This is a genomic window from Kitasatospora mediocidica KCTC 9733, assembly GCF_000744225.1.
Taxonomy (GTDB): domain Bacteria; phylum Actinomycetota; class Actinomycetes; order Streptomycetales; family Streptomycetaceae; genus Kitasatospora; species Kitasatospora mediocidica.
In genome coordinates this window covers 324,899-343,693 of record NZ_JQLN01000003.1, presented here as the reverse complement: position 1 = coordinate 343,693, position 18,795 = coordinate 324,899, and the positions used below count along the sequence as shown (strand labels likewise).

The 18,795-nt window shown below is 72.5% G+C and carries 18 protein-coding genes; 11 read left to right on the top strand and 7 right to left on the bottom strand.

The genetic code is table 11. The features are described from left to right. The first annotated feature begins 1 nt into the window (after position 1). Together cobO and BS80_RS06935 are read left to right on the top strand one after the other, a co-directional pair. Positions 2-607 (top strand): cob(I)yrinic acid a,c-diamide adenosyltransferase, encoded by a 606-nt coding sequence (cobO, locus tag BS80_RS06940; protein ID WP_035794304.1) that lies wholly within the window; start codon positions 2-4, stop codon positions 605-607. A gap of 12 nt (positions 608-619) precedes the next feature. Continuing rightward, positions 620-1,984 carry a cobyrinate a,c-diamide synthase gene (locus BS80_RS06935; protein ID WP_035794302.1) on the top strand — a complete coding sequence of 455 codons (1,365 nt, stop codon included), beginning with the start codon at positions 620-622 and terminating at the stop codon, positions 1,982-1,984. Positions 1,985-2,106: 122 nt separating this feature from the next. Here the strand turns inward: BS80_RS06935 and BS80_RS06930 are convergent, their stop codons facing one another. Further along, the gene (locus BS80_RS06930) at positions 2,107-3,132 is read right to left on the bottom strand and encodes a TolB family protein (RefSeq protein ID WP_035794300.1); all 1,026 of its coding nucleotides are present in this window, start codon (positions 3,130-3,132) and stop codon (positions 2,107-2,109) included. Further along, a complete protein-coding gene (locus BS80_RS06925; RefSeq protein ID WP_035794299.1) occupies positions 3,129-4,463 on the bottom strand; it encodes an MFS transporter in 1,335 nt (444 codons plus the stop codon). The genes BS80_RS06930 and BS80_RS06925 overlap by 4 nt, the downstream gene beginning before the upstream one ends. Positions 4,464-4,775: 312 nt before the next feature. Between BS80_RS06925 and cobC the strand changes: the two genes are divergently transcribed. Beyond that, entirely contained in the window at positions 4,776-6,236 is a 1,461-nt protein-coding gene (gene cobC, locus BS80_RS06920) for an Rv2231c family pyridoxal phosphate-dependent protein CobC (RefSeq protein ID WP_083974388.1), read from the top strand. A 16-nt stretch (positions 6,237-6,252) separates the two neighbouring features. On the opposite strand, the gene BS80_RS06915 is transcribed toward cobC, so the two are convergent. Continuing rightward, the gene (locus BS80_RS06915) at positions 6,253-6,909 is read right to left on the bottom strand and encodes a MerR family transcriptional regulator (protein ID WP_051966228.1); all 657 of its coding nucleotides are present in this window, start codon (positions 6,907-6,909) and stop codon (positions 6,253-6,255) included. 122 nt (positions 6,910-7,031) lie between these two features. On the opposite strand from BS80_RS06915, the gene BS80_RS06910 reads away from it, so the two are divergent. Further along, on the top strand, positions 7,032-7,571 hold the full coding sequence (locus BS80_RS06910; protein WP_051966224.1) for a DUF4188 domain-containing protein: 540 nt from the start codon (positions 7,032-7,034) through the stop codon (positions 7,569-7,571). Between the two features lie 126 nt (positions 7,572-7,697). Here the strand turns inward: BS80_RS06910 and glnII are convergent, their stop codons facing one another. Continuing rightward, the gene (gene glnII / locus BS80_RS06905; RefSeq protein ID WP_035794298.1) at positions 7,698-8,720 is read right to left on the bottom strand and encodes a glutamine synthetase; all 1,023 of its coding nucleotides are present in this window, start codon (positions 8,718-8,720) and stop codon (positions 7,698-7,700) included. Positions 8,721-9,043: 323 nt separating this feature from the next. On the opposite strand from glnII, the gene BS80_RS39075 reads away from it, so the two are divergent. After that, complete coding sequence (locus BS80_RS39075) at positions 9,044-9,742, top strand: DUF4232 domain-containing protein (protein ID WP_083974338.1); 699 nt, start codon at positions 9,044-9,046, stop codon at positions 9,740-9,742. Positions 9,743-9,821: 79 nt separating this feature from the next. Here the strand turns inward: BS80_RS39075 and BS80_RS06890 are convergent, their stop codons facing one another. Beyond that, positions 9,822-10,907 carry an SCO1860 family LAETG-anchored protein gene (locus BS80_RS06890; protein WP_157535978.1) on the bottom strand — a complete coding sequence of 362 codons (1,086 nt, stop codon included), beginning with the start codon at positions 10,905-10,907 and terminating at the stop codon, positions 9,822-9,824. 236 nt (positions 10,908-11,143) lie between these two features. On the opposite strand from BS80_RS06890, the gene BS80_RS06885 reads away from it, so the two are divergent. From BS80_RS06885 to BS80_RS06860, 6 genes are all read left to right on the top strand, one after another. Then, entirely contained in the window at positions 11,144-12,052 is a 909-nt protein-coding gene (locus BS80_RS06885; RefSeq protein ID WP_035794288.1) for a hypothetical protein, read from the top strand. 95 nt (positions 12,053-12,147) lie between these two features. Next, complete coding sequence (locus tag BS80_RS06880; RefSeq protein ID WP_035794286.1) at positions 12,148-12,540, top strand: nuclear transport factor 2 family protein; 393 nt, start codon at positions 12,148-12,150, stop codon at positions 12,538-12,540. A 36-nt stretch (positions 12,541-12,576) separates the two neighbouring features. Further along, positions 12,577-13,164 carry a TetR/AcrR family transcriptional regulator gene (locus BS80_RS06875; RefSeq protein WP_051966217.1) on the top strand — a complete coding sequence of 196 codons (588 nt, stop codon included), beginning with the start codon at positions 12,577-12,579 and terminating at the stop codon, positions 13,162-13,164. 76 nt (positions 13,165-13,240) lie between these two features. Continuing rightward, positions 13,241-14,464, top strand: coding sequence for an MFS transporter (locus BS80_RS06870; protein ID WP_083974336.1), 1,224 nt, complete (start codon positions 13,241-13,243; stop codon positions 14,462-14,464). A 46-nt stretch (positions 14,465-14,510) separates the two neighbouring features. Then, positions 14,511-15,443: an MBL fold metallo-hydrolase gene (locus tag BS80_RS06865; protein ID WP_035794283.1), complete on the top strand. Its 933-nt coding sequence runs from the start codon at positions 14,511-14,513 to the stop codon at positions 15,441-15,443. Between the two features lie 107 nt (positions 15,444-15,550). Then, positions 15,551-16,792, top strand: coding sequence for a cytochrome P450, cyclodipeptide synthase-associated (locus tag BS80_RS06860; RefSeq protein ID WP_035794276.1), 1,242 nt, complete (start codon positions 15,551-15,553; stop codon positions 16,790-16,792). A gap of 75 nt (positions 16,793-16,867) precedes the next feature. On the opposite strand, the gene BS80_RS06855 is transcribed toward BS80_RS06860, so the two are convergent. Next, entirely contained in the window at positions 16,868-18,217 is a 1,350-nt protein-coding gene (locus BS80_RS06855) for a carotenoid oxygenase family protein (RefSeq protein WP_035794273.1), read from the bottom strand. A gap of 97 nt (positions 18,218-18,314) precedes the next feature. Then, complete coding sequence (locus BS80_RS06850; protein WP_083974334.1) at positions 18,315-18,788, bottom strand: nuclear transport factor 2 family protein; 474 nt, start codon at positions 18,786-18,788, stop codon at positions 18,315-18,317. Positions 18,789-18,795: the final 7 nt, after the last annotated feature.

The window sequence follows — 18,795 nt, the reverse complement described above, 5'->3', positions numbered from 1 at the left end:
CATGCCTCAGGGCCAGCCCTCCGTCGTCCCCGAGGACGGTCTGACGACTCGTCAGCGCCGTACCCAGCCGATCACCGCCGTGCACACCGGCCCCGGCAAGGGCAAGTCGACCGCCGCCTTCGGTCTCGCCCTGCGGGCCTGGAACCAGGGCTGGCCGATCGGGGTGTTCCAGTTCGTCAAGTCCGCCAAGTGGAAGGTGGGCGAGGAGAACGCGCTGAAGGTGCTCGGCGCCTCCGAGCAGGGCGGCACGGTCGCCTGGCACAAGATGGGCGAGGGCTGGTCGTGGATCCAGCGCTCGGCCGAGGCCGAGGTGACCAGCGAGGAGGCCGCCAAGGAGGGCTGGGAACAGGTCAAGCGCGACCTCGCCGCCGAGACCTACCGGCTCTACGTGCTCGACGAGTTCACCTACCCGATGCACTGGGGCTGGGTGGACGTGGACGAGGTGGTGTCGGTGCTCCGGGACCGTCCGGGCTCGCAGCACGTGGTGATCACCGGCCGGTACGCGGCCGAGCCGCTGCTCGAACTCGCCGACCTGGTCACCGAGATGACCAAGGTCAAGCACCCGATGGACGCCGGCCGCAAGGGCCAGCGCGGGATCGAGTGGTAGGCCGCTAGCTCCATGGACATCCCCCGTCTCGTCATCGCCGCGCCCTCCTCGGGCGCGGGCAAGACCACCGTGGCCACCGGGCTGATGGCGGCGCTGGCCGCCCGCGGCCTGGCCGTCTCGCCGCACAAGGTCGGCCCGGACTACATCGACCCCGGCTACCACGCCCTCGCCACCGGGCGGCCCGGGCGCAACCTGGACGCCTTCCTGTGCGGCCCCGAGCGGATCGCGCCGCTCTTCCTGCACGGCGCGGCCGGTGCGGACTTGGCGGTCGTCGAGGGCGTCATGGGGATGTTCGACGGAGCCTCCGGGCGTGGCGAGTTGGCCTCCACCGCGCACGTCGCCAAGCTGCTGCGGGCGCCGGTGGTGCTGGTGGTGGACGGCTCCTCGCAGTCCCGGTCGGTGGCCGCGCTGGTGCACGGGTTCGCCTCCTGGGATCCGCAGGTGCGGCTGGCCGGGGTGATCCTCAACCGGGTCGCCTCCGACCGGCACGAGCAACTGCTGCGCGAGGCACTGGAGGAGGGCTCGGGCGTCCCGGTGCTGGGCGCGGTGCGGCGCACGGCCGCGGTCGCGACGCCGTCCCGGCACCTGGGCCTGGTCCCGGTGGTGGAGCGCTCGGCGCAGGCCGTCCAGGCCGTCCGCGACATGGGCGAACTCATCGCCGCCTCGGTCGACCTGGACGAGCTGCTGGCGCTGGCCCGGTCCGCGCCGCCGATCCACGACGAGCCGTGGGACGCGGCGGCCGAGGTCACCCCGGTCATCGGGGCGCGACCGCGGATCGCGCTGGCCTCCGGCGCGGCGTTCTCCTTCTCGTACGCGGAGAACGCGGAGCTGCTGACGGCCGCCGGGGCCGAGGTGCTGCCGTTCGACCCGCTGCACGACACCGAACTGCCTGTCTCCACATCAGGATTGGTGATCGGCGGCGGGTTCCCCGAGGTCTACGCGGCCGAGTTGAGCGAGAACGCCGGACTGCGCTCCGCCGTCGCCCGACTGGCCGCCGACGGCGCGCCGATCGCCGCCGAGTGCGCCGGACTGCTCTACCTGGGAGGGGAGTTGGACGGACGGCCGATGTGCGGCGTGCTGGACTCCACGGCCACCATGACCGAGCGGCTCACGCTTGGCTACCGGGAGGCCGTGGCACTGCACGACAGCCCGCTCGCGGTCACCGGCACCCGGGTGCGCGGGCACGAGTTCCACCGCACGGCCTGCACCCCCGCCGCCGGCCCGGCCCCCGCCTGGGGCTGGCGCACCCCGACCGGCGCCGCACACAGCGAGGGCTTCGCGACGGCGGCTGTGCACGCCTCCTACCTGCACGTGCACTGGGCCGGGGCACCGCAGCTGGCCGAGCGCTTCGTGCGGCAGGCCGCCGAGCGGCGCTGAAGGGGCTGCGCGGGTGCGAAGAACGCTGCGCGGGTACTGAGGGCGACGAACAGGCCGAACTGGCCCGCATGCTGGCGAAGTTGCTCGCCGTGCCGCCGCGCTCCTGAAGCGGCCGGCGCCGGTCAGCCGAGGTAGCTCGGGGACGCCGCCGAGGAGAGCAGCTTGGCCGGGGTGCCGGTGCCGTCGGCCGGAACCGACCAGAGGTCCGATCCGGTGTCACCGGGCAGCGCGTAGACGAGCGTCGAGTTGTCGGACCAGTCGGCCTGGTCGTCCACGCTGCGCTGCTCGGCGGTGGCCGTCTCGATGCCGGTGCGCAGGTCCAGGACGTAGAGCCGCCACGGGGACGCGCTGCCGGCGCCCGCGACGCGCTTCTTGTAGGCGATCCGGGTGCCGTCCGGGGAGAGCGAGGGGCACTCCACGTTCTGGTGGAGCGTGGTCAGGGTGCGGGCCGCGAGGTCGCCGTGGACCAGGTAGGTCTGGCCGCCGGTGGCGACGGTGGCGTAGAACGCGTTGTCGTCGGCCGCGAAGGTGACGCCCCAGACGTTGATGTCCTGGGCGTGGTAGGGCTGGCCGTCCTTGATGACTGTGAAGGTCTCCAGGTTGTCCTCCAGCTTCCAGGTCCGGGTGTCCAGGATCGACGCACGGGTGGAGAAGCTGGTGCCGCCGTACGTGTCGCCCGCGACGAAGACCGTCCAGGCCGCCAGGTGGCCCGAGGGCGAGACCCGCGCGCGGCTGGGGATGCCGGCGGCGGGGACGCTGCGCACCTCGTGCAGCGAGGCGTCCAGGATGACGGCGTGGTAGGTGTCCTGGAGCGCGCCGTGGTCCGCCCGCAGGCAGACGCCGGTCCCGGCGGCGGCGTAGAAGCGCAGGCACTTCTCCCCGGAGACGGTGCGCACGGCGTTCGGCCGGTCGGCCGGGACGGTCGCCAGCTCGTCGCGGTGCGGGCCCCAGGCCATCGAGCGGAAGGCCAACAGGCGGCCGCCGGACGGTGTGAGGCCGACCGTGCCGGTGGCGACCGAGGGGCCGCCCTGCTGCGGCTTGTCGTGGCGCGCGGTGCGGTCGGCGGCGTGCAGGACCGCCACCGTACCGACGCCGCCGAGCAGCAGGACGGCGGCGAGCAGGACGAGGAAACGGGAGGTGCGGGTCACGCGGGGGCCTCATCGGAACTGGGGTGCGGGGGACGGGAACGCAGGGTCAGGGCGGCCAGGGCGGCGCAGAGTGCGAGCCCGCCGGTGGCGGCGGCCAGCGCGGTGTGCGGGCCCCAGACGGTCCAGGCCGCGCCGAACGCCAACGAGCAGACGAACCGGGCCGCCGTCTGGCCGGTGTTCACCAGCGCGAGTCCGGCGCCGCGGTGTTCGGCCGGCACCGCGTCGGCGGCGGCCGCGGCCAGCACCCCGTCGGTGGCGGCGTAGAACGAACCGTGCAGCGCCAGCACCAGGAAGACCGCCCACTGCGCCGAGGAGTTGAGCAGCACCCCGTACGCGAGCAGCAGCGCCAGGTGACCGGCCAGGAAGAGCCGGCGGCGGCCGACCCGGTCGGCCAACACCCCGAGCGGGACGGCCAGCAGCAGGAAGCCGGCCGCCGTGCCGATCGGCAGCAGCGGGAACAGGTAGACCGGGAGCTTCAGTTGGCGCTGGAGCAGCAGATAGAGGAAGGAGTCGCTGACGGTGGTCAGGCCGAGCAGCACCGCGCAGAGCGTCAGCCGCAGCAGCGCCGGGCGATGCAGCAGCGCGAACGAGGCGCGCAGGCGGGGCCGTTCGGCGGCGGGAGCGTCCTCGGCCGACTGCTCCGGTTGCGTTGTGGTGGAGGAGTTCGGCACGAAGAGCAGCAGGACGAGCACGCCGATCGCCGCCACACACCCGCTGACCGCGAACACCGAGTCGTAGCCCGAGCGTTCACCGCCGTCCGCGAGCAGCGAGCCCTGCGCCAGCCGGAGCAGGCCGAACGCCACCAGCGGCCCCATCAGCGCGCCGGCGGTGTCCATCGCGCGGTGCACGCCGAAGGCGCGGCCGCGGCGCTCGGGCTCGGTGGACAGCGAGATCAGCGCGTCGCGGGGCGCGGTGCGCAGGCCCTTGCCCGTGCGGTCGACGGCCAGCAGCGCGCCGATCGGGCCCACCGAGTGCGCGAGCAGGAGGAACGGCTTGCAGAGCGCCGAGAGCCCGTAGCCGGCCGCGGCGACCGCCTTGTGCCGGCCGCCACGGCGGTCCGCGAGATGCCCGCCGACCAGCCCGACCAGCGAGCTGAAGCCGTTGTAGATTCCGTCCAGCAGGCCGAAGCCGAGCGGCGAGACGCCGAGTCCCGCCACCAGGTAGAGCGGCAGGACCGCCGTGACCATCTCGGAGGAGACGTCGGTGATCAGGCTGACCGCGCCGAGAGCGAGCACGGTGGCGGGGACGGCCGCCCACCGGCGCCGGGCCGGGGTGGCACCCGGGTCGGCGTCGGCGGGCGCCGGGGAGGTGCGACGTTCCACGAGGTACACGGTTGTCGGTTCCAGATTCGGTGGTGTCGGTGGCGGCGACGCGAGAGGCGCGTGAGGGGCTGAGGGGCGGCGGCGTGCAGCGCGGTGCGACGATCTTCGCCGGGCGGCGAAAGCGTAGGGCCTGAGCGTCGGTGGCAGGTGGCCGCAAGGGAAACGTTGACCGTCCATCCTCTTGCTTCATGGCCTCGACCTGGGCCTTGGCCTCGATTGACGCGCTCTCGCGGCCCGTGGTGGGATTCCCGGGGCGCCGGGTGCGCGGAGCGCGAGAGCGCGGAGTCCCGGGGTCCCGGACGCAGAGGGAGTAGGGCGATGATGAGCGGCGTACGGGTGGTCGTCGGCGTGGGCGCGAGCAGCGGCGTGGGCGAGGACGAGGTGCTCGGCCTGATCACCGCGGCGCTCGCCGAGGCGGGCAGCGCGGCGGACGCCGTCGCCCGGCTGGCCACCGTCGAGAGCCGGGCCGCCGAGCCCGGACTGCTCGCCGCCGCCCGCCGGCTGGGGGTCCCGCTGGTCGGGCACCCGGCGGCGGAGCTCGCCGGGATCACCGTGCCGCACCCGTCGGCGGCGGTACTGACCGTCACCGGCACGGCCAGCGTGGCGGAGGCCGCTGCCCTGCTCGGCGGGGGCGAACTCCTGCTGCCGAAGCGGAAGTCGGGGCTGGCCACGGTCGCCCTGGCGTCGGTCAGCGAGCCCTCGGAGCCCTCAGTGCTTTCAACGCCCTCGGCGCCGTCGCAGCCCTCGGAGCCCTCGGAGCCCGATCTGCGCCACCACGGCGACGCCGAGGTGCGGGCCGCCGGACTGGTCGACCTCGCCGTCAACGTCCGCACCGGCACCCCGCCCGACTGGCTGCGGACCCGCCTCGCAGCCACCCTGGCCGACCTCGCCGCCTACCCCGAGCAGACCGCCGCCCGCGCCGCCGTCGCCGCCCGGCACGGCCGGCCCGTCGAGGAGGTGCTGCTCACCTCCGGCGCCGCCGAGGCGTTCGTGCTGCTCGCCCGGACCCTGCGGGCGCGCCACCCGGTCGTCGTGCACCCGCAGTTCACCGAACCCGAGGCCGCGCTGCGGGACGCCGGGCACAGCGTGCGGCGGGTGCTGCTCTCCCCCGCCGACGGGTTCCGGCTCACCGCGGGCGCGGTGCCCGAGGAGGCCGACCTGGTCGTGGTCGGCAACCCCACCAATCCGACCTCCGTCCTGCACCCGGCCGCGTCACTGGCCGAACTGGCCCGCGAGGGACGGACACTGGTGGTGGACGAGGCGTTCATGGACACCGTGCCCGGCGAGACCGAGTCGCTGGCCGGGCTGCGCGGACTGCCCGGGCGGGTGGTGGTGCTGCGCAGCCTCACCAAGACCTGGGGGCTGGCCGGACTGCGGATCGGCTACGTCCTCGCCCCGGCCGACCTGATCGCCGAGCTCAGTCAGGCCCAGCCGCTCTGGCCGGTCTCCACCCCCGCCCTGGTCGCCGCCGAACTGTGCAGCGCCCCGGCCGCGTTGGCCGAGGCCGAGGCCGCCGCAGTGGCGACCGGCGCGCACCGGAACCACCTGATCGAGGGGCTGGCCGCGTTCGACGGCGTCCGGGTGCACGGCACGCCCGCCGCCTCGTTCGTCCTGATCGAGCTGCCCGGCGCGGCCGAAGTGCGAACGCGGCTGCGCGCGACGGGCTTCGCGGTGCGACGCGGGGACACCTTCCCCGGGCTCGGGGCGGACTGGCTGCGGATCGCCGTCCGGGATCCCGCGACGACGGACCGCTTCCTGGCGGCGCTGCTTACGGTGCTGTGAGCGAAGGGTTCTGACGTTACGTCAGGTCGGCTGCGGCGGCCGCCGCCTCCGCCGTCAGGCCGGAGACGTAGGCGTGGGCGATGCGCCGCAGGGCCAGCAGGACCGGCTCCTTGAGCACGGTGAGCGCGACCACGGCCTCCAGCCGCTCGTCACCGGCCGGATACTGCGCGATCACGTCCAGGTCGAACCTGGCCACCGGCTCGATCGCCGCCGCGTACGGCCGTAGTTGGGCCAGGTCGCAGGGGTATCCCAGGCGCTCGATCGAGGCGACCGCACCGATCAGCATCCAGTACGCCGGGGTGTTGCCGCAGTCGTCCCAGCCGAACTCCGCCAGCAGCTCGTCCACCGTCTCGCGAGCCTTCAGCCCCGGCTCCAACTCGACGCTCTGCGGACCGTAATCACCCAGCAGCGCGACCTGGGCGGCACCGAACTGCTCGTGCTGGTCCAGCGACTCGTCCTCGGCCGCGCGCAGCACGTCCTTCGTCCTGGCCACCGACATCCCACCCACCTGGATCAGCGACCGCACCAGCCGCAACCGGCGCAGGTGCGCCTCGCCGTACTCGGAGCGCGAGGCGGAGAGCCGCTCACCGGGCGGCAGCAGCCCCTCCCGCAGGTAGTACTTGATCGTGGCGGTCGGCACCCCGCTGCGGGCGCTCAGGTCGGACAGCCGCATGGCGTGACGTCCTTTCGAAAACCGCCGATCGAGACCGCCGGACCCTGGACAGGGTGGATGAGATAGTGCCACTATCCTAACAGGGGATAGTGAAGCTATCCCATGATGTTCCGGAGGTAGCCATGCCTGCCAAGCCCATCCAGCCCACTCAGCCTGCCCAGGCCGCTCAGTCCACGCAGGTCATCGAGTCCAGAGTCACCGACGCGCACGACGGCGGGGTGGTGGTCTTCCTGATCGGGATGCGGATCAACCGGCTGCGCGCCGTGCGCCGGTGGTGGCCGGTCGCCCAGGCGATGCCCGCGATGCTGCGCGAACTCTTCGCCGACCCCGACGCCGGCCTGCTCGGCGCCCGCACCATGGTCGGCGGCGGGCTGCGCGAGATCACCGTGGTCCAGTACTGGAAGGACGCCGACCACCTACTCGCCTACGCCACCGCGGCCGACCGCAAGCACCGCCCCGCCTGGCAGGCGTTCAACCGGCAGGCCCGCAGCAGCGCCGGCGCCGTCGGCATCTGGCACGAGACCTACGTCGTCCCAGCCGGCGGCCACGAGTCGGTCTACGTCGCCATGCCCCCCTTCGGCCTCGGCAAGGCCGCCGGCATCCAGCCGGTCGCCAGTCGCGGTGAGGCGGCGGCCCAGCGCCTGGACCGCCCGGCGCAGTGATCGCACACCCTGCCCGACGGACAGCCCCACACGCGGGAGCGCCCGCCCGGTCCGCCTCCGTGCGGGGAGGGGAACCGAGCGGGCGCTCACGTGCGTGGGGCTGAGAGCAGGAGCCTGGGCCTGGGATCAGACCTGGCCGGCCTTCTCCAGCGCGCTGCAGCAGGTGTTGACCAGCAGGCGGGTCACCACGTACGGGTCGACGTTGGCGTTCGGGCGACGGTCCTCGATGTAGCCCTTCTTCTCGACCTCGACCTGCCACGGGATGCGCACCGAGGCGCCGCGGTCCGAGACACCGTAGGAGTAGACGTTCCACGGGGCGGTCTCGTGCTGGCCGGTCAGGCGGGACTCGATGCCGAAGCCGTACTGCTTGACGTGCTCCAGCACGATCTCCTGGCTGGCGCCGAGGGACTCGCAGGCGGTGATGATGGCGTCGTAGCCCTCACGCATGGCCTTGGTGGAGAAGTTGGTGTGCGCGCCCGCGCCGTTCCAGTCGCCGCGGACCGGCTTGGCGTCCAGGGTCGCGTCGATGCCGAACTCCTCGGCGGTGCGGTAGAGCAGGTAGCGGGCGACCCACAGGTGGTCGGAGACGGTCAGCGCGTCGACCGGGCCGATCTGGAACTCCCACTGGCCGGGCATGACCTCGGCGTTGATGCCGCAGAGCGCGAGGCCGGCCGCGAGGCAGCGGTCCATGTGCAGCTCGACGATCTCGCGACCGAAGACCTCCTCGGCGCCGACGCCGCAGTAGTAGCCACCCTGCGGGGCCGGGAAGCCGCCCTCGGGGAAGCCCAGCGGGCGGGAGCCCTTGAAGAAGGTGTACTCCTGCTCGATGCCGAAGATGCCCTCCTGCGCGGCGAACTGCTCGGCGATCGGGCGGAGCAGGGCGCGGGTGTTCGAGACGTGCGGGGTGCCGTCGGTCTCGTTCACCTCGCAGAGGACGAGGATGTTGTCGCCGCCGCGGATCGGGTCCGGGAAGGACGCGACCGGCGCGAGCACGCGGTCCGAGGCGTGACCCTCGGCCTGGTTGGTGGAGGAACCGTCGAAGCCCCAGGTCGGCAGCTTGTCAGCGTTGGCCAGGATCCGAGTCTTGGAACGGAGCTTGGCGGTCGGCTGGGTGCCGTCGATCCAGATGTACTCGGCCTTGATTGCCACGGCGGTTACCTCGCAACTTGAGTGGTGGGTGCCCGCGTAGCGTCGCAAGCCGCCGTTTCCCCGTTGTTCCTCTTATGTAACCAGCATGTGAACCCACTGTCCGAAATGGCACCCTCACACTCTGAAAGTGCCAGCGGACATGACAGGTGAGTGACGCGGGCTCGCCCTGGCCGCCCGGGCGGGCGCTTTGGGACAGGAACGAGACACCGTCACAGCTCTGTCCCCGCAGCCCCCACAAGCTGGACCACCACATTCGCCCCGTGTGAGGCTTCTGCTGACCGCGGCGGGGACCGCGATCCACCACTCTCGGGGAGATCTTTCAGATGCGTGTTCAGCGTGCCCTGGCGGCAACTGCGGTACTGGTCGTGGCGGGGCTGGCGCTGACTGCCTGCCAGGACGACGTCAACGGGACGGCGGGGGCGGCCAGTTCGAGCGGCGCGAGCAGCAGCCCGGCGGTGACGGCGTCCAGCGGCGCCACGGCCCCCGGCGGAACGGGCGGGACCGGCGGCGGGTCAGCCTCGGGTGGCACGGGGTCCAAGGCTCCGTCCTCGCACCCGTCGAGCTCGAAGGCCTCCACCGGGAGCGGTTCCGGGTCGGGCACGGCGGCGGCTGCGGCCTGCACCACGGCCAACCTGATCCCCGACGTCTCGGCGGGCAACGCCGCTCCGCCGTCGGCGGACATGGCTTCGGTCACCGTGACGTTCGGCAACAAGGGCGACACCTGCACCCTGAACGGCTTCGCCGGGGTCGACCTGGCCACCAGCGAGGGACCCACCTCGGTGCCGCGCGGCTTCAAGCAGCCGAGCACCGTCACCCTCGCCAAGGCGCAGATCGCCGTGTTCACCATCTGGTACCGCACCAACCCCAAGGGCCACCCCAGCGCCAAGGTGACCACCATGACCATCACCCCTCCCGGGGAGACCCACTCGGTCAAGATGAACTGGCCGGGCGCCGGGCTGGCCACGGGCGCGGACGCCGGCGGTACGGACACCCTGTACTTGGAGCCGGTCGTCCTCAGCTGACGGATGACGACTGACTAATGACAGGTGGCAGCTGACGACTGACAGGTGGCGGCTGACAGGTGACAGGTGACGGATTCTGTCAGCCCTTGTGGGCCGCCGAGCGGCGCCGCCGGGTCAGCCAGAGCGCCCCGCCGCCCGCAGCGAGCAGGGCGGCCGCTCCACCCGCGATCGTCCCGGTGCCACTGCTCCCGGTGAAGGCCAACGACTGCCCGGTGGTCGGCTTGGCCGAAGACGACGGGGACACCGCCGAGGGCGAGTCGCCGGCGAGCGGCACGGAGGTGTCCGCCACTGCGGCCACCACGGGCGCACCTGCCGGGCCGGAGGCCGCGGCGGACGGCGCCGAGGCCGGCGCCGACGCGGCGCCCGTGGACGTCCCACTCCCGCCCCCGCTCCCACTCCCGCCCGGCTTCACGCAGCTGACCGAGGCGATGGTGACCGTCCCGTCCACCTTCGCCACATTGAGCTGAAGCGGGTTCAGCGCGACGTTCACCACGAGCGCCGCAGCCGCCGCCGTCGTGGACGTCGTGGTGTGCGGCGAGTAGCTGATGTCCACGCTGCCGATCCCGGGCACGGCGACATGCGTCGATCCGTACAGGCTGAGCGTGACGGACTTGCCCAACACCGTGAGCTTGGCAGGGGCGGTCACCTTGGCGGTCGGCGGCCCGTCCACCGGGCAGCTGACCTCGCTGCTGAGCGCCTGGAGGCCGAGCAGCGTGCTCAGCGGCAGGCCCGGGGCGTGCACGTCGGCGTTGACCAACTGGACGGAGGCCTCGGCCCCTTGGGCGTCGATGTGGGTGACCGATTTACCGATGTCCGCCTTGACCAGGGTGATCGGTCCCTGCTGGTCGACACCGCCCACGGTCGCGGTCAGCATGGACCCGCTGTGCTGGGCCGGGGACTGCACCTTGTTCAGCGCGATATCCACCGGGACCTGCACGGCGCTGTTCAACAGGCTCACGTTCAGCGCGAGTTCGGCGGTCACGGCGTTGGCCTGGCCGCCCTCCTGGCCGGGAGCGGCGCTCGCAGCGGTGGGCAGCGCCAGCAAAGCCGTACCGGCCAGCAGCGCCGAGGTGGAGCGAACCAGGCGGGTGGCGCGGGTGGAACGGGTCGTGCGGGTGGCGCGGGTACTACGAGTGGTGCGAGCGGAACGAACAGCGGACGGCACGGTGGAACCCCCACAGGTGGTGATGAGAGCGCGCCGCAGATCGTCACCCCACCGGCGGCCGTCGGCCGCACGAGAACCGGGGGAAGGCTGCGCTCTCGACTGCCGCCATCCTGGGCCGAACGGTGCGTCCCAGGAGCAACTCCCGCCGCTGGTTCACTCGTTGGAGTGACCTTGCCCCTGTTTCGCGCCGGCTTGGAACAGGCACCGGTCCTCCCCGGGTGCTGTAGGTTCCTGCCATGGCCACGAGCAGAGCGAGCGAGAACCCGGAGTTGCGCTTCTCCGCTGTGCTGGTGCGCGCAGCAAACCTTCCGGGCGTGCGGATCAACAGGGAGGCATACCTGCGGCAGGCACTGGCCCGGTATTGCTCCGAGGACGACATCCGCCGAGCAATCGCTCAGACCCCTGCGGCAGCGGGCATCCCTCTCGAGATCCTGGACAGAGCGGCCAACAGCTCCATCCATTACGAAACCACCAAGGTCAGCGCTCTCTCCGCGGCTGCCGGGATGCCTGGCCTGGTATTCCTTCCCGCTACCGTGCCCGCCGACCTGGCCCAGTACTTCGGCCACGTGCTGCGCATCGCGCAGAAGCTCGCCTACCTCTACAGCTGGCCCGATCTGTTCTCCGGCGACGGCGACAACGGCAGCCACGGGGACGCGGACAGCCACGGCGACAGCCTCGATGACGCGACCAAGGGAGTGCTCACGCTCTTCGTCGGCGTGATGTTCGGTACCCACCAGGCGAACGTCGCCGTGGGGAGGGTCGCGGAGCTGATATCGAAGCAGGTCGCCAAGAAGCTGCCGCAGAAGGCGCTCACCCAGGGCGTCATCTATCCCGTAGTGAAGAAGGTTGCGGGCTACCTCGGCATCCAGATGACCAAGCAGACCTTCGCGAAGACCGTCTCCAAGGCGATCCCTGTCGTCGGGGCCGTCGTCTCCGGCGGGCTCACTCTCGCGACCTTCTTTCCGATGGCCAAGAGGCTGAAGAAGCACCTGTCCAGCCTGGAACTGACGAAGCCGACGCACCGACGCACCGCCGCCGCCCAGGCCGCCGGCATCCCCATCGACGTCATCCCCGCCATCGACGTCATCCCCGTCATCCCCGGCATCGACATCCGCGACACCGGCCGGACCGCGCAGACGCCCTGAACAGCGGCGTGGCACCCCGTCAGGCCCGCCCATCCCGGCGGGCTATCGTACGGGAAAGTCATGCGGGGCACTCCCCGCGCACCCAAGGGATCCCCGTGAACCGCACCGACATCCGCTCCGCCCTCACCGACCTGCTCCTCACCCCCGGGCTCGACCTGAACGAGGCCGCCGACCGGCACTTCGCCCCGGACTACCGTCAGCGCACCGACGGCCGCTGGGACGACCGGACCGCGTTCCTCAGCCACATAGCCCACCTGCGCACGATCGTGGCCGGCGGCTCGATCAGCGTCCACGACGAGCTCGTCGACGGCGACCGTTACGCGGACCGCCACACGGTCACGGTCACCAAGACCGACGGGTCCACCGTCCGCATGGAGGTGTACCTCTTCGCCGAGTTCGCCGAGGACGGCCGCTTCCGCCGGGTCGAGGAGACCACCCTCATGCTCGAGGGCGCCGAAGGAGACCGGAACCTCGGCAGCGCTCGATAACCGGCAAACGCAACTTCTTCTCGTTAAGCTGGGTGCATGAATGCCCGAGCAACCACGCGCCCAGGCGGGCGCAGCGCCCGCGTCCAGCAGTCCGTGCACCAGGCCGTCCGGGATCTTGAGGCGGAACTGGGGCGCGACGCGCTCACCGTGCCCCTGATCGCCGCCCGCGCGGGAGTCACACCGTCCACCGTCTACCGGCGTTGGGGGGACCTGCGGGAGCTGCTGTCCGACGTGGCCGTCGAGCGGCTGCGCCCCGACACTCCGCCGGCCGACCACGGCAGCCTGCGGGCGGACCTGAGGGCGTGGGCGGTGCAGTTCGCCGAGGAGATGTCCTCGACGGCGGGCCGCACCTACATCCGCGACGCCCTGCTGGGCGACCCCGAGCAGGGCAACGCGGCGCGCTGTTCCGACTACGCCGCCGAGCAGTTGAAGGTCCTCGGCGTGCGCGCGGCCGGCCGCGGGGAGGCCGTGCCCGACGTGGAGAGACTGCTGGACGTCCTGGTCGCCCCGCTGATGTACCGGATCCTGTTCCGCCCCTCGGACCTGTCGGCGGCCTACACCGACCCCCTGGTGGCAGCGGCGGTCGACCACCCTGAACCCTCTGCACCCCTACCTAAAAGCTAAATACTTGCGTTTCAGGGCGGCACAGGCCTAGAGTTCTTAACGCAAAGCATTCGCCTTAAAGCTCCGAGGTGCTTCCATGGCCGGCGTCATCACCGCCCCGCTGCCCACCCCCCGCCGTCTACCCGTTCTGAGCCGCCGCGGCGCGTTCCCGCTCCACGCGTCGGTCCTGGTCGCCCTGTTGGCCGCCTCCAGCGCACCGACCCCGCTGTACGCGCTCTACCAGGCCGCATGGCACTTCTCGGCCATCACGCTCACCTTCGTGTTCAGCGCCTACGCGCTCGCCCTGCTGGTGGCGCTGCTGACCGCGGGCAGGCTCTCGGAGCACCTGGGCCGGCGCCCGGTCCTCGCCGGCGCCCTGCTGGCGCAGGCCGTCGCGATGGCCGTCTTCGCCACCGCCCAGGGGGTACCGGAGCTGATCGCCGCCAGGATCCTGCAGGGCCTGGCCACCGGTGTGGCCACCAGCGCCGCCGGAGCCGCCCTGCTCGACTTCGAGGACCCCGCGCGCCCGGGCCGGGCGACGGTCGCCAACGGCATCACCCCCGTGGCCGGCATGGCGGTCGGCGTGCTGGCCGCCACCGCCCTCGTGCAGTACGCCCCCGCCCCCACCCGCACCGTCTTCGTGCTGCTGCTCGTGCTCTTCATCGCGCAGGCCGCCGCGGTCCTGCTCACTCCCGAGACCGCCCGCCCGCACCCCGGCGCCTGGCGCTCGCTGCGGCCTGCGATCACCGTCGCCCCCGCCTCCCGGCCGGCCATGGCGCTCGCCGCACCCGGCATCGTCGCCGCCTGGGCGCTGGGCGGTTTCTACTCCTCGCTCGGCCCCTCGCTCGCCCAGCTGATCGCTCCGCACGCCGCCCGCGCCACCGGCGGCCTGGTCTTCTTCACCCTGACGGCCGCGGCCGGCACCGCCGGCCACGCCGCCCGGGCGCTGCCCGCCCGCACCGTGAGTCTCGCCGGCACCGCGCTGCTGATCCCGGGAGCCCTGCTGACCCTGAGCGGACCGCAACTGCACAGCCTGCTTGCGCTGTTCGCCGGAACCGCCCTGGCGGGCGCGGGATTCGGCGCCGTCACCCAGGGCGCCCTGCGCCTGCTGCTGCCCCCGGCCGCCCCCGGCGAGGTCGCCGGCACGCTCGCCGGCTACTACATCCTCAGCTACCTGGCCATGAGCATCCCCGCCGTCCTCGCCGGCCTGCTGACCAACCTGTACGGTCTGCGGACCGCCCTCGGGCTCTACGCCACGACGGTCATCCTGCTGGCCCTGACCGGCCTCGCCCGCGCCGTCCGGCAGCGCCGCACCGCCTGACCGGGTCCCACCCCGCCCTGTCTCGTCCCTCTGGAAGGACCCACCGATGAGCACCGCCACGTCCCCTCAGGCCACCCCGTCCACCGGCACCGGATGGAGCCTCGGCGACATCGTCGTACGTCGCATCGACGAGATCGAACTACCGCGACAGACCGGACCCTGGCTGCTGCCGGACGCCACCAAAGAGGTGCTGGACGAGGCATCGTGGCTACGCCCCGACTTCGCCGACGCCGACGTCCCACGGCTGGCGAGCCACAGCTTCGCCGTCACGGCCGGCGGACTGCGGATCGTCGTGGACACCGGCATCGGCAACGGCAAGACGCGCGCCAACCCGGCCTGGAACGGTCTCGACACCGACTTCCTGGAGCGGCTGACGGCGGCGGGCTTCCCGCCGGAGTCCGTGGACCTCGTGATCACCACGCACCTGCACACCGACCACGTCGGCTGGAACACCCGCCTGGCCGGCGAGGACTGGGTCCCCGCCTTCCCCGGCGCCCGCTACCTCACCAGCCGCACCGAGTGGGACCACTGGGCCGCCACCGACCTGGACGAGGCCCGCAGCCAGATGTTCCGCGACTCCGTCCTCCCCGTCAGCGACGCCGGGCAGTACGACCTCGTGGACGTGCCCGAGCACGGGCACGAGGTGGCGCCGGGCGTCTTCCTGGTCCCGGCCCCCGGCCACACCCCGGGACAGGTCGCCGTGGAACTGCGCGGCAGCGACCGCCGGGCGCTGATCACCGGCGACAGCATCCACCACCCCGTGCAGCTGTCCCACCCCCATGTGAACAGCTGCGTCGACATCGACTCCGCCCAGGCGGTCCGCACCCGCGGCCGGATGCTCGACGCCCTGGCGGACACCGACGCGCTCCTCCTGGGCACCCACTTCCCGCAGCCCACCGCCGGCACCGTCCGCCGGGAGAACGGCGCCTACCGGCTGCTCGCCGAGCACGCCGGACGGGTCCCGGCCGCCACGGCCTGACCGCCCACCCGGGCCGGCCCGGTCAGGACCGCCCGCCGTCATCGAAGCCCCCGCCGCGCCCCCGCACCGTACGTCGGGGCCGGCTCCCCGTGAGAGGCCCGCCCGCCATGCCCGTGGTCGATCCCCGTTTCAGCATCCTGTCCGAGGACTTCGCCGCCGCTCCCCACCGGCATTTCGCCCGGCTGAGGGACCGGTCACCGGTGCACTACGAGCCGGCGATCGACGCCTACTTCCTCTCCCGCTACCGCGACGTGCAGCGGGTGCTGACCGACCATGAGACGTTCACCACCGAGACGCTGCAGGTGCGCGCCGAGCCGGTGATGCGCGGGCCGGTCCTCGCGCAGATGACCGGGGCCGAGCACACCGCCAAGCGGAAGATCGTCGTCCGGGGCTTCACCGGGCCGGCCCTGCAGGACCAGATCCGCGCCATCCACGCCAACGCCGCCGAACTCCTCGCGCCGTTCCTCCCCCTGGGACGGATGGACCTCGTCAACGACTTCGGCAAGCCCTTCGCCGTCCGCGTGACCCTCGACGTCCTCGGGCTGGACAAGAGCGACTGGCGGCAGGTCGCCGCCTGGCTCGACGGGGTCGGCGAGTTCGTCACCAGCGTCGTCCTCACGCCCGAACGCCGTCGGCACTGCCTGGACTGCGCCGAGCAGTTGGAGAGCTACCTCGTCCCCGTCATCGAACAACGGCGCCGCCACCCCGGCGCGGACCTGATATCGCAGCTGTGCACGGCCGAGTTCGACGGCATCGCCATGAGCACCCGTGACGTCACCGCGCTGGTCATCAACGTGCTGATCGCCGCCGTCGAGCCCGCCGACAAGACCCTCGCGCTCCTCTTCAAGCACCTGATCGACCACCCCCGGCAGCTGGCGCAGGTCCGCCGGGACCCGGCCCTGCTGCCCGCCGCGATCGCCGAGACACTGCGGTACACCCCGCCTGTCCAGCTCATCCCCCGCCAGGCGGAGCGGGACGCCGTGTTCGCCGACACCGTCGTCCCGGCGGGCGGCACCGTCTTCTGCATGATCGGCGCGGCAAACCGCGATCCCGACGCGTTCGCCGCTCCGGACACCTTCGACATCCACCGCCCGGATCTGGGCGTCGCCCGCTCCTTCACCGCCGCGGCCCAGCACCTGTCCTTCGGCACCGGGCTCCACCAGTGCGTGGGTGCGGCCTTCGCCCGCGCGGAGATCGAGACCGTGGCCGCGCTGCTGCTGCCCCGGCTCGACCAGGTCCGCTACAGCCCCGGCTTCCACTACCGGGAGACCGGCCTGTACACCCGCGGTCCGGCCGCCCTGTCGCTGGACTTCTCGCCCGTCCGTGAGGGCGTCGCCGGCCGGGGGTGACTCCCGCCCCGTCCCCGTGGGAGACCGGCCGTGCCGGCCTCCCAGGGTGCGGGGCGATGCTCAAACCCGGTTCCGTCAGAGGTCGGTGTCGGGGACCCAGGAGCCGTGCAGTCCGGCGCTCACCCGGTGGGGCAGGTGGACGGTGGCGATCCGGTCGAGGCCGGAGGCGTCGATGACCAGCAGCTGCGAGGCGTCCTGCTTGAGGTCGGAGACGACGGTGAGGAGGTAGCCGTCGTCCTCGCCGGTGGCGCCGGCCGCGGGGACGAAGACCGCCTCGCTCGGCATCCGGGCGTCGCCGACCTGGTGGATCCGGCGGGCGCCGGTGGTGCGGTCGTACTTGACCACGCCGTAGCCGCCGAAGCCCTTCTCGTCGGGGAACGAGACGGCGTAGTGGTAGCGGTTCTCGGCGCCCAGGTAGTCCTCGTTGAGGGTCGGGAACTCCACCGGCAGGTCGTCGACGATCTGCTCGTCCACGGTCCCGGCCACCGGGTCGATCACCCAACGCCGGGTGTAGGAACGGGAGACGGGCTCGGTGCCGCGCCCGGGTGCGCCGATCCACCAGTTCCAGGAGAGCCGGAACCCCTCGCGGTCCACGGTCGGGCCCTCCAGGACGATGCGGCCCTGGCCGTCCTCGTAGGCGTTGGCGACGTGCAGCACGTTGCCCGGCTCGATGGAGAACCAGCGGACCTGCCGGGCGCCGTCGCCGCCGCGCGGCATGACACCGATGCGGGCGGGCTGGGCGTCGTTCCACCCGTACGGGATACCCGAGTGCTCGGTCGGGTCGAACGTGACGTTGCCCTCGATGAAGACCACATGGCGGCGGGTGATCGCGAAGTCGTGCTTGAGCGCGGCCGTCGCACCCGGGACCTCGGCACTGTGGACGATCTCGCCCTTGGCGTCGGCGACGTAGTACACCAGGAAGGGCGGGAACGGTGAGGAGCCGAAGAAGTGGAGCTCCCCCGTCACCGGGTCGGTCTTGGGGTGCGCGGTCATCGCGGTGCGCAGTTTGCCGTCGAAGTCGTAGGCGCCGACCGTCTCCAGCTGCCGGGTGAGCTCGAAGGGCAGGTTCGCCTCGCACAGGGCCAGCAGGCGGCCGGCGTGCTCGATGACGTGGGTGCCGGCGGCGCTGGCGGTCAGGTCCGGGCCGTGCTCGGTCATGTAGGGGGCGCCGTCCAGGGCCGGGGTGTGCACCCAGCGGTTGCGGTACCACTCGGCGCGGCCGTCGATCAGGCGGATGCCGTGGACCATGCCGCTGCCCTTGAACCAGTGGGTGGGGGTGACGCCGGGCTTGGGGTTGTGCCCGTTGCGGAGCAGTCGGCCGGTCAGCTCCGGGGGCAGGGTGCCCTCGACGGTGAGCCCGACGGCGGTGATCTCGTCGGCGACCGGGGTGAAGTGGCCGGTCAGGTAGGGCTTGTCGACAGTCATGGCAGGTGTCTCTCTTCGGTGGATGTGACGCACTGTCAGGTACAGGACCCGGGCGGGTGAGAAGGCGCCGGGAACCCGTCGGGTTCGCGGCTGCCGGTCAGGGGGTGGGCGGGGTCCAGTCGGCGGGCAGGCCGGACTGGGCGAGGACGGCGTTGAGGCTGTAGTAGTCCTGGTCGGAGGTGATCCGGTGGTGCTCGCCGAGGTCGAGAAGGGTGGCCATCGGCACGGCGAAGGGCTGGGGCGCGCCCTTGAGCCGGCCGCAGTAGGAGGCCTCGACGGTGATGTGGTCGCCGTCGCGGTGGGCGGCGTGCACGATGACGTGGACGTCGTCGATGAGGCTGTCGGCGCGGGACTTCCAGCCGGCGATCTCCTGACGGCCGTGGAAGGTGACGCCCACGGCCTGGTCGGTGTAGGTGCCGTCGGCGGTGAAGAGGGCGCCGAGCGCCTGGGGGTCGGTGCCGTTCCACGCGTCGGCCCAGGCGGTGACCACCTCGGGCAGGGGCTGGTCGCCGGGCTGCGCGGCGGAGGCGGTGGTGTCGAGGGGGGTGTCGATCGGCGCGGTGGACTTCATGGTGACG

Excerpts from the sequence above, each read along its gene's own strand:
- BS80_RS06885 (WP_035794288.1), top strand. The coding sequence starts at position 11,144 with ATGGCCACGAGCAGAGCGAGCGAGAACCCGGAGTTGCGCTTCTCCGCT.
- BS80_RS06870 (WP_083974336.1), top strand. The coding sequence starts at position 13,241 with ATGGCCGGCGTCATCACCGCCCCGCTGCCCACCCCCCGCCGTCTACCC.
- BS80_RS06850 (WP_083974334.1), bottom strand. The coding sequence starts at position 18,788 with ATGAAGTCCACCGCGCCGATCGACACCCCCCTCGACACCACCGCCTCC.
- BS80_RS06910 (WP_051966224.1), top strand. The coding sequence starts at position 7,032 with ATGCCTGCCAAGCCCATCCAGCCCACTCAGCCTGCCCAGGCCGCTCAG.
- BS80_RS06860 (WP_035794276.1), top strand. The coding sequence starts at position 15,551 with ATGCCCGTGGTCGATCCCCGTTTCAGCATCCTGTCCGAGGACTTCGCC.
- BS80_RS06865 (WP_035794283.1), top strand. The coding sequence starts at position 14,511 with ATGAGCACCGCCACGTCCCCTCAGGCCACCCCGTCCACCGGCACCGGA.
- BS80_RS06855 (WP_035794273.1), bottom strand. The coding sequence starts at position 18,217 with ATGACTGTCGACAAGCCCTACCTGACCGGCCACTTCACCCCGGTCGCC.
- BS80_RS06935 (WP_035794302.1), top strand. The coding sequence starts at position 620 with ATGGACATCCCCCGTCTCGTCATCGCCGCGCCCTCCTCGGGCGCGGGC.
- BS80_RS06875 (WP_051966217.1), top strand. The coding sequence starts at position 12,577 with ATGAATGCCCGAGCAACCACGCGCCCAGGCGGGCGCAGCGCCCGCGTC.
- BS80_RS39075 (WP_083974338.1), top strand. The coding sequence starts at position 9,044 with ATGCGTGTTCAGCGTGCCCTGGCGGCAACTGCGGTACTGGTCGTGGCG.
- cobO (WP_035794304.1), top strand. The coding sequence starts at position 2 with ATGCCTCAGGGCCAGCCCTCCGTCGTCCCCGAGGACGGTCTGACGACT.
- cobC (WP_083974388.1), top strand. The coding sequence starts at position 4,776 with ATGAGCGGCGTACGGGTGGTCGTCGGCGTGGGCGCGAGCAGCGGCGTG.
- BS80_RS06915 (WP_051966228.1), bottom strand. The coding sequence starts at position 6,909 with ATGCGGCTGTCCGACCTGAGCGCCCGCAGCGGGGTGCCGACCGCCACG.